The organism is Serratia sp. EWG9 (genome assembly GCF_019913725.1).
In the GTDB taxonomy this organism is placed as follows: domain Bacteria; phylum Pseudomonadota; class Gammaproteobacteria; order Enterobacterales; family Enterobacteriaceae; genus Serratia; species Serratia ureilytica.
The window spans coordinates 252,906-270,195 of record NZ_JADNRO010000006.1; the positions used below are offsets into that span (position 1 = coordinate 252,906).

The following is a 17,290-nucleotide window of genomic DNA, read 5'->3' on the forward strand; positions in this document are numbered from 1 at the left end:
TGACTCGCCCTGGCTGATGTTGGTGTTCCAACTGGCCGATCGCTGGGGTGAGTCGGATCCTCGCAAGATCGCCGCGATGCCGGCGCACATCCTGAATCACTGGCGGGCATACTTCAAACTGCAAGGCATGACGGCCGATGCGGCGGAGAGTGCCCCCGTTCATCAATCCGGTCAGCCCGCGCAAAGCAGTATTGATATGCAGTGTGCTGACGTTATGCGAGTGCTGGGAAATGGCTGATACCGCACAGTTGGTCGTCGGGTTGCAACTGAATGACACCAACTTTAAAAACAAACTGACGGCGGCTTACCGTACCGCCGGGGAACAATCCGCCAAATTTAACCGCCAGGCTCAGCAGGACGCGAAAAAGACCGACGAGTCCTATCAACGCATCGGCGGCACGCTTGGCGGCCTGGCGGGGAAACTGGCGGGGCTGGCCGGCGTTGAATTGTCGCTGCAGGGCCTCGCCGCCACCTCGCGCCAGTATGGACAGGCGCTCACCGAACTTGCGTCCATCACCGTCGCCGCGACGGCGCAGATGAAGCAGTTGGACGACGCGGCTCGCCAGGCGAGCAGCGCCTCCGGCGACGGCGGCAGCCGCGCGGAGGAGATGCTGAAACTGGCCGGCGGCCTGAATGACAGCGCGGCGGCCTGGCGCGATCAGGCGGCGGCGGCGCGCGGGGCGGCTCAGGCGACATCAGGCGTCGGCGCGGCGTCTCGCGTCGCCAACGTCGCGCTGGGGATGCTTGGCGGCCCAATCGGTGTCGCCATCCAGGCGGGATTGGCGATGCTGTACTTCCATGAGCAAAACCAATTGGCCCGTAAGTCGGCTTTGGCATTGAAAGATGCGGCGGTCGAGACGGCCGAAGATCTCAGCAAGCTCTCCAAGGCAAAGCTCGCCGTCAAAATTGATACCTTCGACGATCAGCTAAAGACGCTCAGTGAGGAAAAAGCCAAGATCGAGAACCAACTGGCGAATCGGAGCGATATCCGACTTGCTCTCTTAGAGCGCCGAAGCAAAGGGATATTGGGATTCCTCTACTCTGATCCAAAAGAGGTGAGGAAAGAACGGAACGCCTTGCAAGCGCAGTTGGAAGATATCATTGAGGGCGAGAAAGCGATCCGGCTTCAGCGAAGCAATGCCGTTAATGCACAAAATGGCAATGACAGCCATGTTGAGACCAAAGCTGATAAGCCTAAGGGCCTTCAAGCAAGTGTCGCTCCTGTTAGCCGTACTTTTAACGATAATGGCAAGCAGCAGGCTCTTGATCAGTACCAACAGCTGCCTCAGGAAATCGAACAGGCGCATCTGAGCAGCCTCGAAAAAATCACCCAGGATGAACAAAGCGCGCAGGCCAGGCTGGCGTCAACGGCCAAGGCAGCCGGTGCCGGGCAGGTCGATGTGCAGCGTGCGATGGCGCTGAACGCCGAGAAGTATCAGCGGCAGCGGCAACAGCTCGCTGAACAATACGCGCCAGGGCAGGCGGCGGTGCGCAAAGAGCAAGAGGTCGGCAAGGAGCTGAAGGCGTTGTATGACGGGCGGCTGTTGACCGAACGCGAGTACCACTCCGCCAGCCGGATGCAGCAGCAAGAAACGACGCGCCAGCGGTTGAAGGCTGAAACCGATGCGCTTGCCGCGCCGCGTATGAACATTGCCGGTGATGTGGATCCGGTCGCTCGCCTTAACAACCAGCTGGTGCAGCAGCAGGCGCAATACCAGGCTTACTACCAGCAAGGCATTCTGGATAAACAGCGCTATGAACAGCTGATGCAGGCGGCGACGCAAGAATCGTCGGACGCTCAGTATCAGCAGGCGCTGAGCCTGTTCGGCGGGCAGAGCCGCGTGCACAAGATGGCGCTGGGGCTGGTGGATATGACGCGGGAACGGACCTCCGGCATGATGTTCGATCTGCTGACCGGGACGCAAAACTTTAAGCAAAGCATGCTCGGTTTGATGACCTCCATGACGCAGTCCATCATTCAGCAACTGATCGATCTGGCGATGCAGGCGCTGTTGACCAGAACCATTCTTTCCACCTTTATGAATATCGGCAGCGGCTTGCTGGGCGGGGCTGCAAGCGCCGGCGCGGGCGCGGCCGGTTCAGGCGCGATGGGCATGCCGACCGGTTGGCAAGGCTATGTCCCCAACGCCAAAGGCGGCGTATACGCCTCGCCTTCGCTGAGCGCATTCAGCGGCCAGATCGTCAGTAATCCCACGTTGTTCGCGTTCGCCAGAGGCGCCGGCTTGATGGGCGAAGCCGGGCCGGAGGCCATTATGCCGCTCAAACGCGGCGCGGACGGTTCGCTCGGCGTGCGGGCGATCGGCGGCGGCCAGCAGTCTGCGGCGGCGCCGAATGTCTACATCACTATCGAGAACGGCGGCAACGTCAGTTCGCAGGCCGATCCGGGATGGGACGAGTTCGGTAAACGGATGGGCAATATCGCCGCGCAGGAAAGCCAAAAGGTAATCAACCGTAACCTGATGCCGGGCCAGCCGATTTGGAAAGCAATCAAGGGGATGTAATGGGCATTCAGACATTTGAATTTCCGGCGCGCGTCAATGCCGCCGGCGATATGCGCTTTCGCGTCAGAAAGGTGCAGTTCGGCGACGGCTATGCGCAGGTCTCCGGCGACGGCATTAACCCGATCGTGCGCTCCTGGGATCTGACCTTTGTCGGCAAGTATGACTACATCACGCCGATCATCGTCTTTCTGGAAAATCATCATGGGGTGAAGTCCTTCCAATGGACGCCACCGACGCAGGTTCCCGGCCTTTACCGCTGCGAGGGTTATAAGCCGGTCGCGATGGGCGGGGGCAACTATTCACTGACGGCCACGTTTACCGAGGCTTTTCACGTTTAACCGGGGGAGATGATGCTGAATTCAGATTTGCAAAAGCTGGAGCCGGGCAACCGCATCCGCCTGATTGAGGTGGACGGCACCCGGTTTGGCGCCGATATTCTGCGCTTTCATTGCGATACCCTGCCGTTTACGCCGCAAGAGCTGGCCGCCGCCGGCGGTGATGAAAGCAAACTGCCGGCGAAATCGGTCTGGTGGCAGGGGCTGGAGTACGGCCCGTGGCCGTTTAGCGTTGAAGGGCTGGAGATTTCCGCCGACAGCCAGGGCAACGCGCCCAAGCTGTCGGTCGCCAATATCAACGGCCTGATCAGCGCGCTCTGCCTGCAGTTTGAAGACATGGCGCAGGCCAAGGTGCGGATCCACGACACGCTGGTGCACTACCTTGATGCCCGCAACTTCCCGCAAGGGAACTCTTCGGCCGATCCGCTGCAGGAAAAGCTGCAGGTGTTCTACATCGATCGCAAGGCGACGGAAAGCGACGAAGCGGTGGAGTTCGAACTCTCGAGTCCGGCGGACCTGCGGGGATTGCGCATCCCGACCCGGCAAATCCACAGCCTGTGCACCTGGTGCTCGCGCGGCGGCTATCGCACCGGCAAGGGCTGCGATTACGCCGGTAGCCGTTACTTTGACGACAAGGGCAACCCGGTGGATGACCCGAGCCAGGATCGCTGCGGCGGGCTGTTGAGCGACTGCCAAAAACGCTTTGGCGAGCACGAGCCGCTGCCGTTTGGCGGCTTCCCCGGCGCGGCGTTGATCCGGCAGTAGGGGCGAGCATGAAAGAAAAAACCGCGGCGGCCATTATGGCCCACGCCAGGGCCGAGTATCCGCGCGAATGTTGCGGTGTGGTGGCGCAAAAGTCCCGCGTGGAGCGCTATTTCCCGTGTCGTAACTTGGCGGACAACCCCACCGAGCAGTTTCATCTGGCGCCGGAAGACTACGTGGCCGCCGCCGAATGGGGCACCATCACCCTCATAGTGCACAGCCACCCGGACGCCACCACGCAGCCGAGTGAACTGGACAAGGCGCAGTGCGACGCGATGGAGTTGCCCTGGGCGATAGCCAGCTGGCCGGAGGGGGATTTGCGCACCATTTTGCCGCGCGGCGAACTGCCGCTGGTGGGCCGCCAGTTCGTGCTGGGGCATACCGACTGTTGGGGGCTGGTCATGAGCTATTTCCGCCAGGAGCACGGCATAACGCTCCAGGATTACCGCGTTGATTACCCGTGGTGGGAGCAGGGTGAAAACCGCTATCTGGAAAACTGGCATGCCTGCGGCTTTCGCGAGTTCGATGGCCCGCCGCAGCCGGGGGACATGGCGATCATGCAGGTTTCGGCGCCGGTGGCCAACCACGCCGGCATTCTGTTGGCAGATGGCCTGTTGCTGCACCATATGTACGGCATGCTTAGCCAGCGGGTGCCTTACGGTGGGTATTGGAAAGAACGAACGGTGAAGGTGTTGCGCTACAAAGCCCTGATGTGATGCTATCATTCCACTTTTCAGCTTAAGGAAAAGGGTAATGAAGAAAATAATCTCTGCGCTGGCTTTGTGTTTTATGACTTCTTTTTTTGCTAATGCAACTACGCTGGATGCATATCTTAGTCATCATAAAGAAATAGACGAAGATCCAATTCTTGGTGAGTATGTAAGGAAGTGGGCTTGGTTTATGGCATTAATGGATGCCCAGCAAAAATATAATACGTCAGACTCAAAAAAAATTAACGAACTGCTTGATGCAAAAGGTGATAGATATGGTGCGTTGAGTATTAGAAAACTTTCAACAGACTGTAAAAATGGAACCACAGCACTAGGTGGTATTGAACTTAATAAGCGCGAATGTAAAATAATAATAAATAGCGCCCGCAAGTAAATTTACAGCCCCATTCTAGTGGGGCTTTTTATTGGAGGCTGTATGGATTTTATTGATATTCCTCTCAGAACCATTCGTTTTCATGGTCCCATGATTAAGGTTTTCGGCCGCGAATTTAAATATCGGGCGCCAACGGTGCCAAAAGCGATCGATGCGATGAAAAATCTGCTTCCAGGCTTTGAACGCTACATGCTGGAGGCGCACAAACGCGGCCTGACATTTTCTATTTTCGTCGGTAAACGCAATGTCGGGCAGGATGAGCTGGAGTTCACCAAAGGGTCGGAAGATATTCACCTTGTTCCCGTCGTGATTGGTAGTAAGCGTGCAGGTTTATTCCAAACTATTTTAGGTGTGGCATTAATTGGTGCGGCCATAGCCTTCTCACCCGCTGGGCTTGGTGTATTTTCGGCAACGGGTGGATGGACTTCTATGGCTTATGCAGGCGCTTCCCTTGCTCTCGGCGGTGTCGTCCAAATGCTTTCCCCACAAATGGGCGGGCTGCGCATGCGGCAAGGCCCGGAAAATAAACCGAGCTATGCCTTTGGCGGGCCGGTCAACACCACGGCGCAGGGCAACCCCGTCGGTGTGCTGTACGGCACGCGTGAAATTGGCGGGGCGATTATCTCCGCAGGTATTTATACCGAAGACCAGCAATAACGACATCCGTTTGAACAGACAGCCGCAATAGCGGCTTTTTTTATGGGCGAAATATGGCACAGAACATGATCCGTGGGCGAAAAGGCGGCGGCGGTGGCGGCCACACGCCGGTAGAATCGCCGGACAGCATTCAGTCGATCGCCAGAGCGAAGATGCTGTTCGCATTAGGCGAAGGGGAATTTGCCGGCGGGCTGGATGGCACAAACATTTTTGTTGACGGTACGCCGGTACTGAGCAGCGACGGAACAGAAAACTTTCCCGGTTTCCGCTGGGAGTTCCGCCCTGGCTCGCAGGCGCAGGAATATATCCAGGGCATTCCCGCCGTTGAAAATGAGATCTCGGTCGGCAGCGAACTGAAAAGCGGCGCGCCGTGGGTGCGTTCCGTCTCGAACCTGCAACTTTCCGCCGTCCGCCTGCGCCTGGGGTGGCCTATGCTGCAAAAGCAGGCGGACAACGGCGACGTCAACGGCTATCGCATTGAGTACGCCATCGACGTGGCGACCGACGGCGGCAGTTACCAGGAGGTGTTAACGGCGGCGATCAACGATAAAACCACCTCGCTGTATGAACGCTCGCACCGCATCAATTTGCCGAAGGCCACCACGGGATGGCAGCTGCGCGTGCGCCGGTTGACGCCTAACGCCAACAGCGTCCGGATCGCCGACCGGATGAACATCGAGGCGCTGACCGAAATCATCGACGCCAAGCTGCGCTACCCGAACACTGCGCTGCTTTACGTGGAGTTTGATTCAAAGCAGTTCCCCAACATCCCGAAGATCAGCTGCAAACCGCGCGGCCGCCTGATCCGCGTGCCGGACAATTACGATCCGAAAACGCGCAGCTATACCGGCATCTGGAGCGGCGGCTTTAAGTGGGCCTACAGCGATAACCCGGCGTGGGTGTTTTACGACATTATTTTGGCCGAGCGCTTTGGCCTGGGCGATCGCATCGACGCCTCCCAGGTCTCCGAGTCCGAACTGTACCGCATCGCGCAGTATTGCGATCAGCCGGTGCCGGACGGGCGCGGCGGCGAGGGCATGGAGCCGCGCTTCACCTGCAACGTTTATCTGCAGTCGCGGGAAGAGGCCTGGACGGTGCTGAGCGATTTGGCCGGCATCTTCCGCGGCATGACCTATTGGGGGCAAAACCAAATGGTCGCCCTGGCGGACATGCCGCGCGATATGGACTTCACCTACACCCGCGCCAACGTGATCGACGGCAAGTTTACCTACTCGTCCGCCAGCGAACGCACCCGCTACAGCACCGCGATGGTCAGCTGGTCCGATCCGGGCAACCATTACGCCGATGCGATAGAGGCGGTATTCGACAGCGATCTGGTGCGCCGCTACGACGTGAACCAGACCGAGCTGACGGCTATCGGCTGCACCACGCCGAGCGAAGCGAACCGCCGCGGCCGCTGGGCGCTGTTGACTAACAGCAAGGATCGTACGGTCAGCTTTTCCGTGGGGCTGGACGGCATGATCCCCATGCCGGGGCATATCGTCGGCGTGGCAGACCAGATGCTGGCCGGGCGGGTGATTGGCGGGCGCCTCAGCGGCGTGGACGGCCGTAAACTGACGCTGGACAGGACGCCGGGCGCCAAAGCCGGCGATCGCCTGATCGTCAACCTGCCTTCCGGCCGGGCGCAGGCGCGCACCGTGCAGGCGGTGAATGAACGCGTAGTGACCGTCACCACGGCCTACAGCGAGACGCCGGCGCCGGAAGCGGCCTGGTCCATCGACGCGGACGACCTGGCGGTGCAGCTTTACCGCGTGGTGGGTATCGCCGACAACGGCGACAACACCTATACCGTCAACGCGGCGGAACACGATCCGAACAAGTACGCCCGCATCGATACCGGCGCGCGTATCGACGATCGTCCGATCTCCATCATTCCGCCCGGCGTGCAGGCGCCGCCGAAGAACATCACCATCGACAGCTACTCCTCGGTGAGCCAGGGTATCGCCATTACCACCCTGCGCGCCGCCTGGGGCGCGGTTGAAAATGCCATCGCCTATGAGGCGGAATGGCGCAAAGATAACGGCAACTGGGTGTCGGTGCCGCGCACCTCGGCGCTCGGCTTCGAGGTGCCGGGGATTTACGCCGGTCGTTATCGGGTGCGGGTGCGAGCCATCAACGCCAGTGACGTATCGTCTATTTGGGCGACGTCGATGGAAACCTACCTCAAGGGCAAAGAGGGTAAACCGCCGATGCCGGTTGGCTTCAAGGCATCGCCTTTGCTGTGGGGCATCCAGCTCGACTGGGCGTTCCCTGGCGGCGCTGAAGATACGCTCAAGACCGAAATTCAGTATGCGGACAACGCGGCCGGAAATAACGCGATGCTGCTGGCCGATATCCCGTACCCGCTGCACACCCACGCCATGACAGGGTTGAAGGCGGGGCAGGAGTTCTGGTTCCGCGCGCGGTTGCAAGACCGCACCGGCAATCAGGGCGACTGGACAGGCTGGACCGCTGGGCAGGCGAACGCGGACGCCGGCGATTATCTCGAGAACATCGGCGACGATCTCCTGACCGCGAAAGACGGCGAGCGGCTGGTGGGCGATATCGACACCAACATCGACGCTATCTTGCAGAATGCGCTGGCCAACAACGCGACGGTGGATCACCAATGGGCGCAGTACGGTACGGTGCGCGCCGATATCATGGTGGTGAAAACCTCCATCGCGGAGGTCGATCGCGGGCTGGCCGAGATGAAAACCCAGGTGCAGGCGCAGATTGACGACGTGGCGGCGGTGCTGGAAGACAAACTGACGGCGACGGTAGACGCCGACGGCGCCACGGCCATCCATACGTTGAAAGCGGGCGTGCGGGTGAACGGCACCTTCTACAACGCCGGCATGTCGATCGCGGTATTGGCGGAAAACGGCAGGCCGGTTACCACCCGCGTGGGCTTTAACGCCAACCAGTTCGTGCTGATGAGCGGCAACAACAGCAATCAGTATTCGCCGTTTGCCGTGGTGGATGGGCAGGTGTTTATTAGCGATGCGTTTATTCAGAGCGGAAGCATAAGTAATGCAAAGATAGGTGAGGTTATTCAATCAGATAACTGGCAGTGGAATGCGGATCCGTCAAAAGTAAATGGGTGGAGAATACAAAAAGATGGAGTGGCTTGGTTTGATAATATTTATGCGCGTGGGCGAATAGATGCTACATCTGGTTTTTTTAACAATGTGATTATTGAGGAGAATTGCACTGTAAAAGGAACTGTGTTTGCGGATAAAATTGAGGGTGATATAACTAAGGCATGGTATGTTGGAAAAAATGATAAAGTGTATATCCCACCTTCTTCATTTGTTAGGCAACTCGTTATTCCTATGGTTCATTTGATGAATCCTACAACACCAGGGTTGTCTGGGAATATAGGTGTCTGGGTGAATGGGAATAAGGTTATTAGCATGCATGCAAATTCATCATCTGTACAGTCCGCACCTAAGTCATATTCTGGAGTTATACCTGCTGGACAGGGTGTAACTGTGGAGTATCAAGCTGAAAATAATGGGGGCATGAGCTCGCTATTATTTATGGATGGTATAACTGTAATGATGATTAGGTGAGTTTTTTATTAATAACCACCAGGCCAATTTAAACTGAATGACCATTTTTAAAGAGGGGTTTTATGTCAATAGGAGTAATAACTTTAACTAGTCACTCTTCTGGAGTGAAGGGGAACGGGACGGCGTTCAATACCGAGCTGAAAGCCGGTGATTTCATCGTGAGCGTGGTCGGCGGCGTAACCTATACGCTGCCGGTTAAAACCGTTGATAGCGCCACGCAGACGACGCTGATTAAAGCTTATGATGGGCCGACACAGGCAGGTGCTGCCTGGTATGCCGTGCCGCGCGATGCAATGAACGCCATCACCGCACAGTTGGCTGCCGAGACGGCGAAAGCCCTGCGCGGCCTGAGCCTCGATAAAGAGAACTGGCAGCAGGTCTTCAGCGGCAGCGGAAATATTACCGTTAAATTGCCGGATGGTAGCACCTATAGCGGCCCGGCCTGGAACAGTATTACGGCTTCGCTGAATAATAAATTAGACAAGACGGTTGATACTGCTCAGGAAATTAAAGGTTCCCTGTCTTTACAGGGTTCTTTGGTGACAGGGAAAACGGCAAATCTTGATGTGGGTGGATATTCACGTTTCCGTAAGTCAACGACATTTGATGATACAATTTTTTCTCCTAAAGGACTCATTGCTGATGGGAAAAATAATGAATCTCCCTCAGTCATCTGTCATCGCACATCGACTGCTATGGCAGGACAAGTAGCAGGAGGGACTTTTTTATCAACGCTGACGCAAAATGGTTTGAAAACCGCGATGGTCATGGCGTTACGTCGAGAAATTGGCATTGAAGACTATGGGTATATTTCATATCAGGACTATGCCGGGAATTGGCATGAGGCTCGCTGGTTAGCTAGTGGGAACATTAATAACATGACGGGGAGTTGGGTGACAGGGTCCGATCGCCGCATCAAAACTGACATTGAAGTTATTAATGATCCAATTTCCCTTATCAGAGGTTTGAAGCTTTATTCCTTCAATCGTGATGGCAAGCCACAGATAGGAGGAATAGCTCAGGAAATTGAAAAGACGATGCCTTTACTAATCAGTGATGGCGGCTCTATCACCTTAAAAGATGGTAGAAATATCGAAAAGGTAAAATCCGTCGATTATTCAACGCTGGGATATGTGGCCCTGGCCGCATTGAATCAGGCTCTGGATAGAATCGATCGCCAGGATGAATTAATCAAAGAACTCATGGAGAAAGTGCAATGACATTAATCAGCGGCGTATTAAAAGGCCCTTACGGCGATCCTCGCTCCGGCGTAACCATTACCCTGCGCGCAGTCAGAACCTCGTCAACGGTATTGAGCCTGGCTAAATCACAATCAGTGACGGATGATAGCGGTAAATATTCCCTACCCGTGGAGCCGGGCGCTTACGAGGTTATCATCTCTGTCTATGGCGCACAGCCGGAACGGGTGGGGGTTATCGAGGTGTATAGCGATTCCTTGCCCGGCACGCTCAATGATTTCCTGAGCCGGCCAGGGGAAAGCGATATCACGCCGGAGATTGTGCAAACCGTCGATCGTTTGCGTGCAGAGGCGACCGCTTCCGCAGGCAAGGCATCTTCCTCCGCTGCGGCGGCGAAAACCAGCGAGCAAAATGCGGCGAAGAGCGCCGCTCAGGTGGTGACCGCCTTTGATAATGTGCGGTTCAAGTTCCCGGAAAACAACACCAATATCGCCACTTGGTTCCTGTTGGGGCAGTTTAAAAATGCGGGGCAAAATGGTGTCGGGATCGCGCTCAATTTCTACGGTTCGAACGGCTATAACGGATTTGTTTATAACGCTGGCCTGTCACGCCTGATGCTGAGAACGGGTAATCTTGGCGCCAGCGATACGACCAATAAGGTCAATCGTATCGGCGGCACCTTTCTTAACGATACCGGAACGGCGATCTTGGATATTCAGGTTATTGAATCCAGTCGCGATAATTATGATATCTATGTGAAAGTGAATACTTTCACCATCAACTGCTGGTATACGGTTGAGCAAATCACCTACGCGAACGCGGCCGGCTTGCGCTGGGAGCATAAGGCGGTAAAGCAATCGGTGGAACCGAGCGGGGTGATGAAAATTGATATGCGCACGGGCGTTTCGTTTTCGCAATCCCAGGCGTTACCCGATTATGCTACTGTCGCCCAATCTGCTATCGGTGGTTTTGGTACCGGACCAATTCATACCGAGGATGCATTTGCGAAGGATAATAAATCCTCCATTCAGCGCTACACGGTAGCGACGGCCAATCGGCCGGGCAACGTGTCCGGGGGCATATTAACGCTGCCGGTGGATGGCGGGCCATCTTGCGCGTATTTTGCCACATCGGTTTCGCGGCAGGCTTGGGTGGGGAGTTCATCTACCGCATTGCCTTCGACTATCACCTGGTCGCGGTTATTTAGCTCGTCCGATCAACCCACCGTCGCGGATATTGCAAACCTGAAAGATTGGGGCTTGAGTAAAGGTGCTACCGCCGCAAGCAAAGGCAATTTCAATGCGCAAATGCAAAGCCGGCGCGGTTATGTAGGCACGGATCCTATTGGCAACCCCTTTAAAGACGTTGGCACATATTTCCTCGATACGCGCTCATGGGCGGTGACGCAGACGGGAACTGACGACAGCTATCGAACGGTACAAACCTGTTACGGCTATGGCGTGAGCGCGGCTCAGACGGGGAAAATTGCCGTGCGCAGCTGGAATGGCGCTACGTTTACCCCCTGGGTTTGGATGTGGTCGGAAGCCAACACCACCGTTGACGCCAACGGCTTTATCAAGAAAGCCTCGCCGATCGCCAGATTATCCGCGGCGCCGCAGCATATGCAAGCGGACTATCTGGACGGCGGCTTTGATTTGGCCGGCTATGTCGCCGTTAATGGCGAAGCGGCCGGGGTGAGCGCGGAACGAATCGCTACCGGACTTTATCAGCTGAATGGATCGCTGGGGTTGGCAAAGGAGGGCTGGACTATCGAAGTGCCGCAGGACGTGAACGGCAACCGCCTGTGCTTTGTGGAAACCGCCACCGATAACGACGGCGTCATTACGGTGAAAATCAGCAAACGTCGTTTTGACATCGATACCGCGACGGTCGTGGCCGGCGAAGCGATGGATATCCCTGAGGGACGCTGGATCGATCTGCGCCTCGCCATGCCGGTGCGTGAAGAGGTGGAAGTGTTGCCGCCGGAGGCGCTGGTGTTAAACGATGACACGCCATCGGAAACCAACGCGGTTTCATAAACTCGAATGGATGCCAGGTAAATAATGCCGGTGCAGTCGGTTTCAGGTATCTGCGCCGGCATCATCGACGCCAGGCTCGGGCAGAGTCACTGCCCGTTCCGCTATGCAGGGTTCCCGCTGAGTGGGAGTTCGCCCCTGCGAATAACGTTCTTTCCCGTCAAATATCAGTGACCAGCCACTGATCCGCTTCTTCGAACATCTCTTCCAACATCCGGTTCAGCTTTTCGCGATCGCTTTTGCTGGCGTCGGAGTTCAGGCCGTTGGCCTGCATCGGTTTCACGCGCACTTCCGCCTCCGGGAACAGCACATGCACGCGTTTTTCCAGCTCGCTGCGAATAATCTCGGCGGCGTTGGGCAGCCCAGCGACGTTGCGTTTGTCGTATACCAATTCTACAAACATGACTCACCTGTAAACACTGATTTAATGTACAGTATTCTGGCCTGAGGCGCTCGGGTTGGCAAGAGGGAGGCGCAATTTTGCATGAGGCGTTCATTCTTGCTTGCGCAGCGGGCGGCCAAGCCTGCCGCTGAATCCTTTTCTTACGTCTGGCCGATGGCCTGCATTTTCCCCGCTCGCTTCGCGCGTTGAATCTTCAAAGGACGTGATTATCCCCCCGGTGCCTGTGTTTTTCTCCTGTACAACTCAGTACGTAGGGCGGTGGCGCCGGGCTGGGTGCTCCCTGGTGTTGGGGGCCCGACGCCACCTTTCTGGTCGCCGTTCTTGGCATAAAATCGATCAACGCAGGTATGTGCCGAAACTCGACGTTACGGGCCCTGACGCTGTTCCTTCGTGTTCTGAAGGAGAAAAAATCCCGAGTGTTAGGCAATAGTCGCTCTATGAGCGCTGAATAAAACATTCATCTCATTTTCTTTAAAATTATTGAACCGGGATGCGTCTTGCTCTCCAGGTTGGCTTCTGCGCGTTAAATTGCTGCGGAGTTAATGTAGCGTTTTTATAAGTAAATTGAATTATTTCAATGGCAGCCAGTCGCGTTCGTCAAGAACGGTGGTTTTTAATAAAATCGTTTTATTACAATGAGTTTTCTGTTTTTTCATATGCCTTTTGCCCTGAGTCATTGTCATGAACACCCTGTAAGTGGTTTAATATTTTTAAATTCACTTTAATGACGCTAAAGTATAGGGCTAAGACATTATAATGCAACTAAACAACATTAAAATATCAGAAGAAAATGGTATGTCATTGAAAATGATTGGTGAAAACCTCACTTACCTCATGCGTATGCACGGGATTGACGCCAGTCGGTTGAGCAGCGAAACAGGGATAGGTATTGCCACGATCAATAATCTGAGGAAAGGCGTGGGGAATCCCACGATCGCCACGCTTGCGTCAATTGGTGAGTTTTTCAGCGTAAAAGTAGGGGAGCTGACAGACAAGGATTTAAGCGCCGCGGGAGAGGATAAACACAATGTGAGATCGCTTCCGCTCATTAGCTACAGCGATGTAGAGCGTTTCTTGGCCAACACGATCAGAACGGCAGATACCTATACGACAGAAGTCGATGACATGACGGACGATTCGCTGTTTGTGGTAGAGATAACGAATAATTCACTGTCGCCTGAATTAGACCGTGGAACGTATTGTGTGATCTCCCTCAAGGAGCCATTTTGCGATGGCGATATCGTCTTGGTTAAGCTGAAAAATTACCCAATATGTTTAAGGCGAGTTTTTGTTTCCGACGACGACTTGTTGTTTACAAACATCTCATTAGATTCAGATAGCAGTGTGAAGTCCTATAGCGATTATGCGATCGTCGGTGTTCTATTGAAAACGATAAAGAGGCTGAAATAAATGGATTTATTTAAAATAATGAGAAAGTTAAGAAAGATATACTCTCCCAGTTACCTATACACGTTAGATCGTAGCGTTATCCGAACGGCGGATGGATATTGGCTTTTCAAAGAGTTTGGCACCCATACTTTCGTGAAAAAAAGCTGGGGGCAACTCATTGAGGGCGATTTTCTCAGGCACGTTAACCCGAAAGACATCGCTTTTATCGCCGAGACCGAATCTAAGATAAAAGTCGCCTCGGCCAAACTGTCGATTCATGAAGAGAAACGAAACTGTATGTGGACGTTGAAAAATGACGTTGACTCGATATCAATATCAGGGGCGGATTTTCTAAGGGATCGCGATCTTGTTGACAAAACCGAGTCCTTGGATGCGACAAAAATAGCCTTTTATGCCGGGGTAAAGGAAGGCAGAGCACTCTCTGCCTCATTGAAAAATGCAAAGAAAAGTGACGGGTCTAAAAAAACAATACTGACGTTGATTAAATAAACCAGGGTTCGACGTGAATATGCTCATCGAAGGTAATCACGCTGAAAGCCGAATTGTCTATGGTACTGACATCGCTTGTGCCGTTTTTCCATTGCGAACAAATCGCCGGGGAAACAGAGATTAAGGTTTCCCCCAGCTTTCTTTGGAATAACGTATGTGCATGGCCTGAGCCGATAAACTTAACGTTTAATCGTTGGCAGAGGCTCAAAAGCACCTCAGCATTGCTTAACATACAACTATCAACTATGGGTGTGCCTACAGGAATTGGGTGATGATGTAGAAAGACGGCGATCTTTTTATTGCCGCTCGAGACTATGGCTTTTTCAAGCGTTTCGAGCGAATGCGTCGAGACCCTGCCGAAATCTTCATTATCGACCACCGAGTCGATGCTGAGCATGCGCCATTCGTCATCTTCAAACGAGTTTATATCATAGCTGCCGCCCTGTTTACGGGCTTCATCGTCCAGGTTTTTTTTGTTGTCGTGGTTGCCTGGGAACAGATAGAAAGGTAATGAAGTGCGATTCATTATCTCAAAGAAGCGCTCATAAGAGGGGATGTCGCCATCATGAGAGATGTCACCCGTCACAATGATTAAGTCGGCATTGATTTTTTCGGCATTGGCGTTAATGAAGTCAATCGCCCTGTCGAAATTAGCAAGATGCTTCGAAGCCAGCGCGCTTGCATTAGGCATAATATGTATGTCACTAATCTGAATTACTTTCATGCTATACCCTGTTGATATTACTTAAATGGATTGTATGAAGTGCCCCAATCATAGTGATCGGTGTTTTCTATCTTCTTCACCCACTCGACTAAGGCGATAGCGAGCGGTAGCAATACAATAGAGACGACAACTTTATAAGACCACGTCGTGCTTATGATGTTAACCAACTCTATAAAGGTATATTTTCCTGAAAGACTGATCGGATAGGCTGTCAGCAACAGGGCGGCCTGTGTAGACATGGATCCAACAATATATCGGATAAAGAAGTATTTGCCTGAGAAAATAATCTTCATCTTTGAAATAATAAAACCATTGACGAAATAAGCGACCGGAACGGACACCCAGGTGCCTATCATGACTCGCCAAAATTCATGGTATAAAGAATAATAGTGCGTGGCGATATCATTATTTTCTGGCTGAATAACGGCTGAGAGATTAAGTATTATGACATATAAGCTTTGGCAGAACACCATGATCCATATTGCTCTTACCGACAATTTATAGCCGTAAACCTCAGTCAGCAATGTTGATATCAAGAAACACAAGGAGAATACAATGCCGCTTGCCGTTATTTTAAAACTATGGATATCAAAGACCTTATAAACCAACGTATCGCAGGTGATCATAATGGTCACCGTCAGGCCAACAAAAAGGCCATAGAGCTTGAGATTTCCTTGCATTTTTACTCCTTATTTAGTCCGTGTTCTTCTGTTATTAATTATCCATACTTATTTAACGCGCAAATTACGCAACCCGCGAGTCGCGTAATGAGACGCGAATAATGTCACATGGCCATCATGCCTCTTTATTCAAGCAAGACAACAACGCCTTCCCCCCTGCGTGCCCGGCTGGCGAGAGAGCCACGCCAAGTTTTGCGGAGAATGCTGATGGCCTGTTCGGCGGGAAGAGAGGATTTTACCCTAATCCATTAATATTGCTAATGAATATATTGCCTGGTTCACGCAGTGTCAATCAAGAACGAAGGGCACAGCGAACCGCGGCCCTGAAAAGCCGCTGCGCAGGTTGTTACGGAATTTAAGGGTAGCCACAACCGGGGCGAGGGCCGGTTTTTATCTGGCCTGCGTCAGCAGCTGCAAAAAGCGGCTCAGTGCGGCAAAAGGCGGCTCGCTGTTGCGCCAGAAGACGCCCACGCTGCCTTTCTGCTCAATCTTCGGCAGGTTCAGGATCGCCAGTTGCCCCTGGCTGGCATAACGCTGCGCCAGCCGTAGTGAAAGAATGGAGATCATGTCGCTGCTTTGCAGCAGGTTGGTGCTGACGTTCATCGATGCCGATTCAACCGTGTTTTCAGGCAGCATCACGCCGTTATCTGCCAACGCATTATCGATGCTGAGGCGGATTGGCGTGCCGGTCGGCCAGACTATCCAGCGCCAGTGGGTGAGATCGTGCCAGGTGAGGGAGGCGGATTTTGCCAGCGGATGGTGAGGGCGGGCAACGAAGCATACCGGTTCGGTGTAGAGCACTTGATAGTTGAGCGGCAGTTGCAGCGCCCGCCCCCCGACGCGGCCCACGACGACATCCACCGCGCCCGCGAGCAGATCGTGCAGCAGGGGGGTCATCACCTTTTCCTCAATATTGAGATGCAGCGTCGGCATTTCCTGCAGCAGGCTCAATATGGCCTGCGAAACGCAGTCGGTCGCCACCGGCGAGCAGCCGATTTTCAGGCTTCCCACCAGCCCGCCTTGCTTAAAGCGGGCGATTTCAGACTGCGAACGCTCCAGATCATTGATCAAACGCTGCGCATGCTGAATCAGCAATTTCCCCCCCTCGGAGGGGCGCAGCCCTTTGCTATGCCGCTCAAAGAGCGTGAGCCCCATCTCATCTTCGAGCTGCGACAGCCATTTTGACAGAGCGGGTTGGGAGATGTTCATCATCCGCGCAACGTGGGTCAGATTTCCCTGTTCACCCAATGCCACCAACATTTGCAGATGGTGCAGCTTCAATTTCTGCGCCCAGTTCGCCATTTGTTATAACCCTCTGGTTATGTCTCCGCCCGAAAAGCCATTGTACATTTTATCGCTAAAGATACAAATTCGTAACATACCTAAAACAACAC

General features: G+C 54.1%; 16 protein-coding genes. 12 read left to right on the plus strand and 4 right to left on the minus strand.

Going from position 1 to position 17,290, the window contains the following annotated elements:
* The first annotated feature begins 16 nt into the window (after positions 1-16).
* From ITX55_RS15790 to ITX55_RS15835, 10 genes are all read left to right on the plus strand, one after another.
* The gene (locus ITX55_RS15790; protein WP_004935830.1) at positions 17-238 is read left to right on the plus strand and encodes a hypothetical protein; all 222 of its coding nucleotides are present in this window, start codon (positions 17-19) and stop codon (positions 236-238) included.
* Positions 231-2,522 carry a phage tail tape measure protein gene (locus ITX55_RS15795; protein ID WP_197755844.1) on the plus strand — a complete coding sequence of 764 codons (2,292 nt, stop codon included), beginning with the start codon at positions 231-233 and terminating at the stop codon, positions 2,520-2,522. Before ITX55_RS15790 ends, ITX55_RS15795 begins: the two co-directional genes overlap by 8 nt.
* Positions 2,522-2,860, plus strand: a complete 339-nt coding sequence (locus ITX55_RS15800) for a phage tail protein (protein WP_197755845.1) — start codon at positions 2,522-2,524, stop codon at positions 2,858-2,860. Before ITX55_RS15795 ends, ITX55_RS15800 begins: the two co-directional genes overlap by 1 nt.
* A gap of 9 nt (positions 2,861-2,869) precedes the next feature.
* Positions 2,870-3,622 carry a phage minor tail protein L gene (locus ITX55_RS15805; protein WP_033639816.1) on the plus strand — a complete coding sequence of 251 codons (753 nt, stop codon included), beginning with the start codon at positions 2,870-2,872 and terminating at the stop codon, positions 3,620-3,622.
* Positions 3,623-3,630: 8 nt separating this feature from the next.
* Complete coding sequence (locus tag ITX55_RS15810) at positions 3,631-4,335, plus strand: C40 family peptidase (protein ID WP_033652515.1); 705 nt, start codon at positions 3,631-3,633, stop codon at positions 4,333-4,335.
* Between the two features lie 37 nt (positions 4,336-4,372).
* Positions 4,373-4,723, plus strand: coding sequence for a hypothetical protein (locus tag ITX55_RS15815; protein WP_019453668.1), 351 nt, complete (start codon positions 4,373-4,375; stop codon positions 4,721-4,723).
* Positions 4,724-4,765: 42 nt separating this feature from the next.
* Positions 4,766-5,380: a tail assembly protein gene (locus tag ITX55_RS15820; protein WP_072627297.1), complete on the plus strand. Its 615-nt coding sequence runs from the start codon at positions 4,766-4,768 to the stop codon at positions 5,378-5,380.
* 53 nt (positions 5,381-5,433) lie between these two features.
* On the plus strand, positions 5,434-8,955 hold the full coding sequence (locus ITX55_RS15825) for a DUF1983 domain-containing protein (RefSeq protein ID WP_223524730.1): 3,522 nt from the start codon (positions 5,434-5,436) through the stop codon (positions 8,953-8,955).
* Positions 8,956-9,017: 62 nt separating this feature from the next.
* Positions 9,018-10,175, plus strand: a complete 1,158-nt coding sequence (locus ITX55_RS15830) for a tail fiber domain-containing protein (RefSeq protein WP_197755846.1) — start codon at positions 9,018-9,020, stop codon at positions 10,173-10,175.
* Positions 10,172-12,193 (plus strand): prophage tail fiber N-terminal domain-containing protein, encoded by a 2,022-nt coding sequence (locus tag ITX55_RS15835; RefSeq protein WP_197755847.1) that lies wholly within the window; start codon positions 10,172-10,174, stop codon positions 12,191-12,193. Before ITX55_RS15830 ends, ITX55_RS15835 begins: the two co-directional genes overlap by 4 nt.
* 157 nt (positions 12,194-12,350) lie before the next feature.
* Here ITX55_RS15835 and ITX55_RS15840 read toward each other — a convergent pair whose 3' ends face one another.
* Positions 12,351-12,593 carry a DinI family protein gene (locus tag ITX55_RS15840; RefSeq protein ID WP_042785072.1) on the minus strand — a complete coding sequence of 81 codons (243 nt, stop codon included), beginning with the start codon at positions 12,591-12,593 and terminating at the stop codon, positions 12,351-12,353.
* Between the two features lie 756 nt (positions 12,594-13,349).
* Between ITX55_RS15840 and ITX55_RS15845 the strand changes: the two genes are divergently transcribed.
* Positions 13,350-14,003 carry a helix-turn-helix domain-containing protein gene (locus ITX55_RS15845; RefSeq protein WP_108681595.1) on the plus strand — a complete coding sequence of 218 codons (654 nt, stop codon included), beginning with the start codon at positions 13,350-13,352 and terminating at the stop codon, positions 14,001-14,003.
* Positions 14,004-14,492 (plus strand): hypothetical protein, encoded by a 489-nt coding sequence (locus ITX55_RS15850; protein WP_108681593.1) that lies wholly within the window; start codon positions 14,004-14,006, stop codon positions 14,490-14,492.
* On the opposite strand, the gene ITX55_RS15855 is transcribed toward ITX55_RS15850, so the two are convergent.
* The 3 genes from ITX55_RS15855 to ITX55_RS15865 form a co-directional block, all read right to left on the minus strand.
* Complete coding sequence (locus ITX55_RS15855) at positions 14,485-15,216, minus strand: metallophosphoesterase (RefSeq protein WP_223085206.1); 732 nt, start codon at positions 15,214-15,216, stop codon at positions 14,485-14,487. The genes ITX55_RS15850 and ITX55_RS15855 overlap by 8 nt on opposite strands.
* A 17-nt stretch (positions 15,217-15,233) precedes the next feature.
* Positions 15,234-15,896: a VUT family protein gene (locus ITX55_RS15860; protein WP_108681589.1), complete on the minus strand. Its 663-nt coding sequence runs from the start codon at positions 15,894-15,896 to the stop codon at positions 15,234-15,236.
* Positions 15,897-16,286: 390 nt separating this feature from the next.
* The gene (locus ITX55_RS15865; RefSeq protein WP_108681587.1) at positions 16,287-17,198 is read right to left on the minus strand and encodes a LysR family transcriptional regulator; all 912 of its coding nucleotides are present in this window, start codon (positions 17,196-17,198) and stop codon (positions 16,287-16,289) included.
* Between the last annotated feature and the right edge of the window lie 92 nt (positions 17,199-17,290).

What these genes read in the sequence shown, in the direction of transcription:
- ITX55_RS15790 (WP_004935830.1), top strand. Translation starts at nt 17, where the DNA reads ATGTTGGTGTTCCAACTGGCCGATCGCTGGGGTGAGTCGGATCCTCGC.
- ITX55_RS15795 (WP_197755844.1), top strand. Translation starts at nt 231, where the DNA reads ATGGCTGATACCGCACAGTTGGTCGTCGGGTTGCAACTGAATGACACC.
- ITX55_RS15800 (WP_197755845.1), top strand. Translation starts at nt 2,522, where the DNA reads ATGGGCATTCAGACATTTGAATTTCCGGCGCGCGTCAATGCCGCCGGC.
- ITX55_RS15805 (WP_033639816.1), top strand. Translation starts at nt 2,870, where the DNA reads ATGATGCTGAATTCAGATTTGCAAAAGCTGGAGCCGGGCAACCGCATC.
- ITX55_RS15810 (WP_033652515.1), top strand. Translation starts at nt 3,631, where the DNA reads ATGAAAGAAAAAACCGCGGCGGCCATTATGGCCCACGCCAGGGCCGAG.
- ITX55_RS15815 (WP_019453668.1), top strand. Translation starts at nt 4,373, where the DNA reads ATGAAGAAAATAATCTCTGCGCTGGCTTTGTGTTTTATGACTTCTTTT.
- ITX55_RS15820 (WP_072627297.1), top strand. Translation starts at nt 4,766, where the DNA reads ATGGATTTTATTGATATTCCTCTCAGAACCATTCGTTTTCATGGTCCC.
- ITX55_RS15825 (WP_223524730.1), top strand. Translation starts at nt 5,434, where the DNA reads ATGGCACAGAACATGATCCGTGGGCGAAAAGGCGGCGGCGGTGGCGGC.
- ITX55_RS15830 (WP_197755846.1), top strand. Translation starts at nt 9,018, where the DNA reads ATGTCAATAGGAGTAATAACTTTAACTAGTCACTCTTCTGGAGTGAAG.
- ITX55_RS15835 (WP_197755847.1), top strand. Translation starts at nt 10,172, where the DNA reads ATGACATTAATCAGCGGCGTATTAAAAGGCCCTTACGGCGATCCTCGC.
- ITX55_RS15840 (WP_042785072.1), bottom strand. Translation starts at nt 12,593, where the DNA reads ATGTTTGTAGAATTGGTATACGACAAACGCAACGTCGCTGGGCTGCCC.
- ITX55_RS15845 (WP_108681595.1), top strand. Translation starts at nt 13,350, where the DNA reads ATGCAACTAAACAACATTAAAATATCAGAAGAAAATGGTATGTCATTG.
- ITX55_RS15850 (WP_108681593.1), top strand. Translation starts at nt 14,004, where the DNA reads ATGGATTTATTTAAAATAATGAGAAAGTTAAGAAAGATATACTCTCCC.
- ITX55_RS15855 (WP_223085206.1), bottom strand. Translation starts at nt 15,216, where the DNA reads ATGAAAGTAATTCAGATTAGTGACATACATATTATGCCTAATGCAAGC.
- ITX55_RS15860 (WP_108681589.1), bottom strand. Translation starts at nt 15,896, where the DNA reads ATGCAAGGAAATCTCAAGCTCTATGGCCTTTTTGTTGGCCTGACGGTG.
- ITX55_RS15865 (WP_108681587.1), bottom strand. Translation starts at nt 17,198, where the DNA reads ATGGCGAACTGGGCGCAGAAATTGAAGCTGCACCATCTGCAAATGTTG.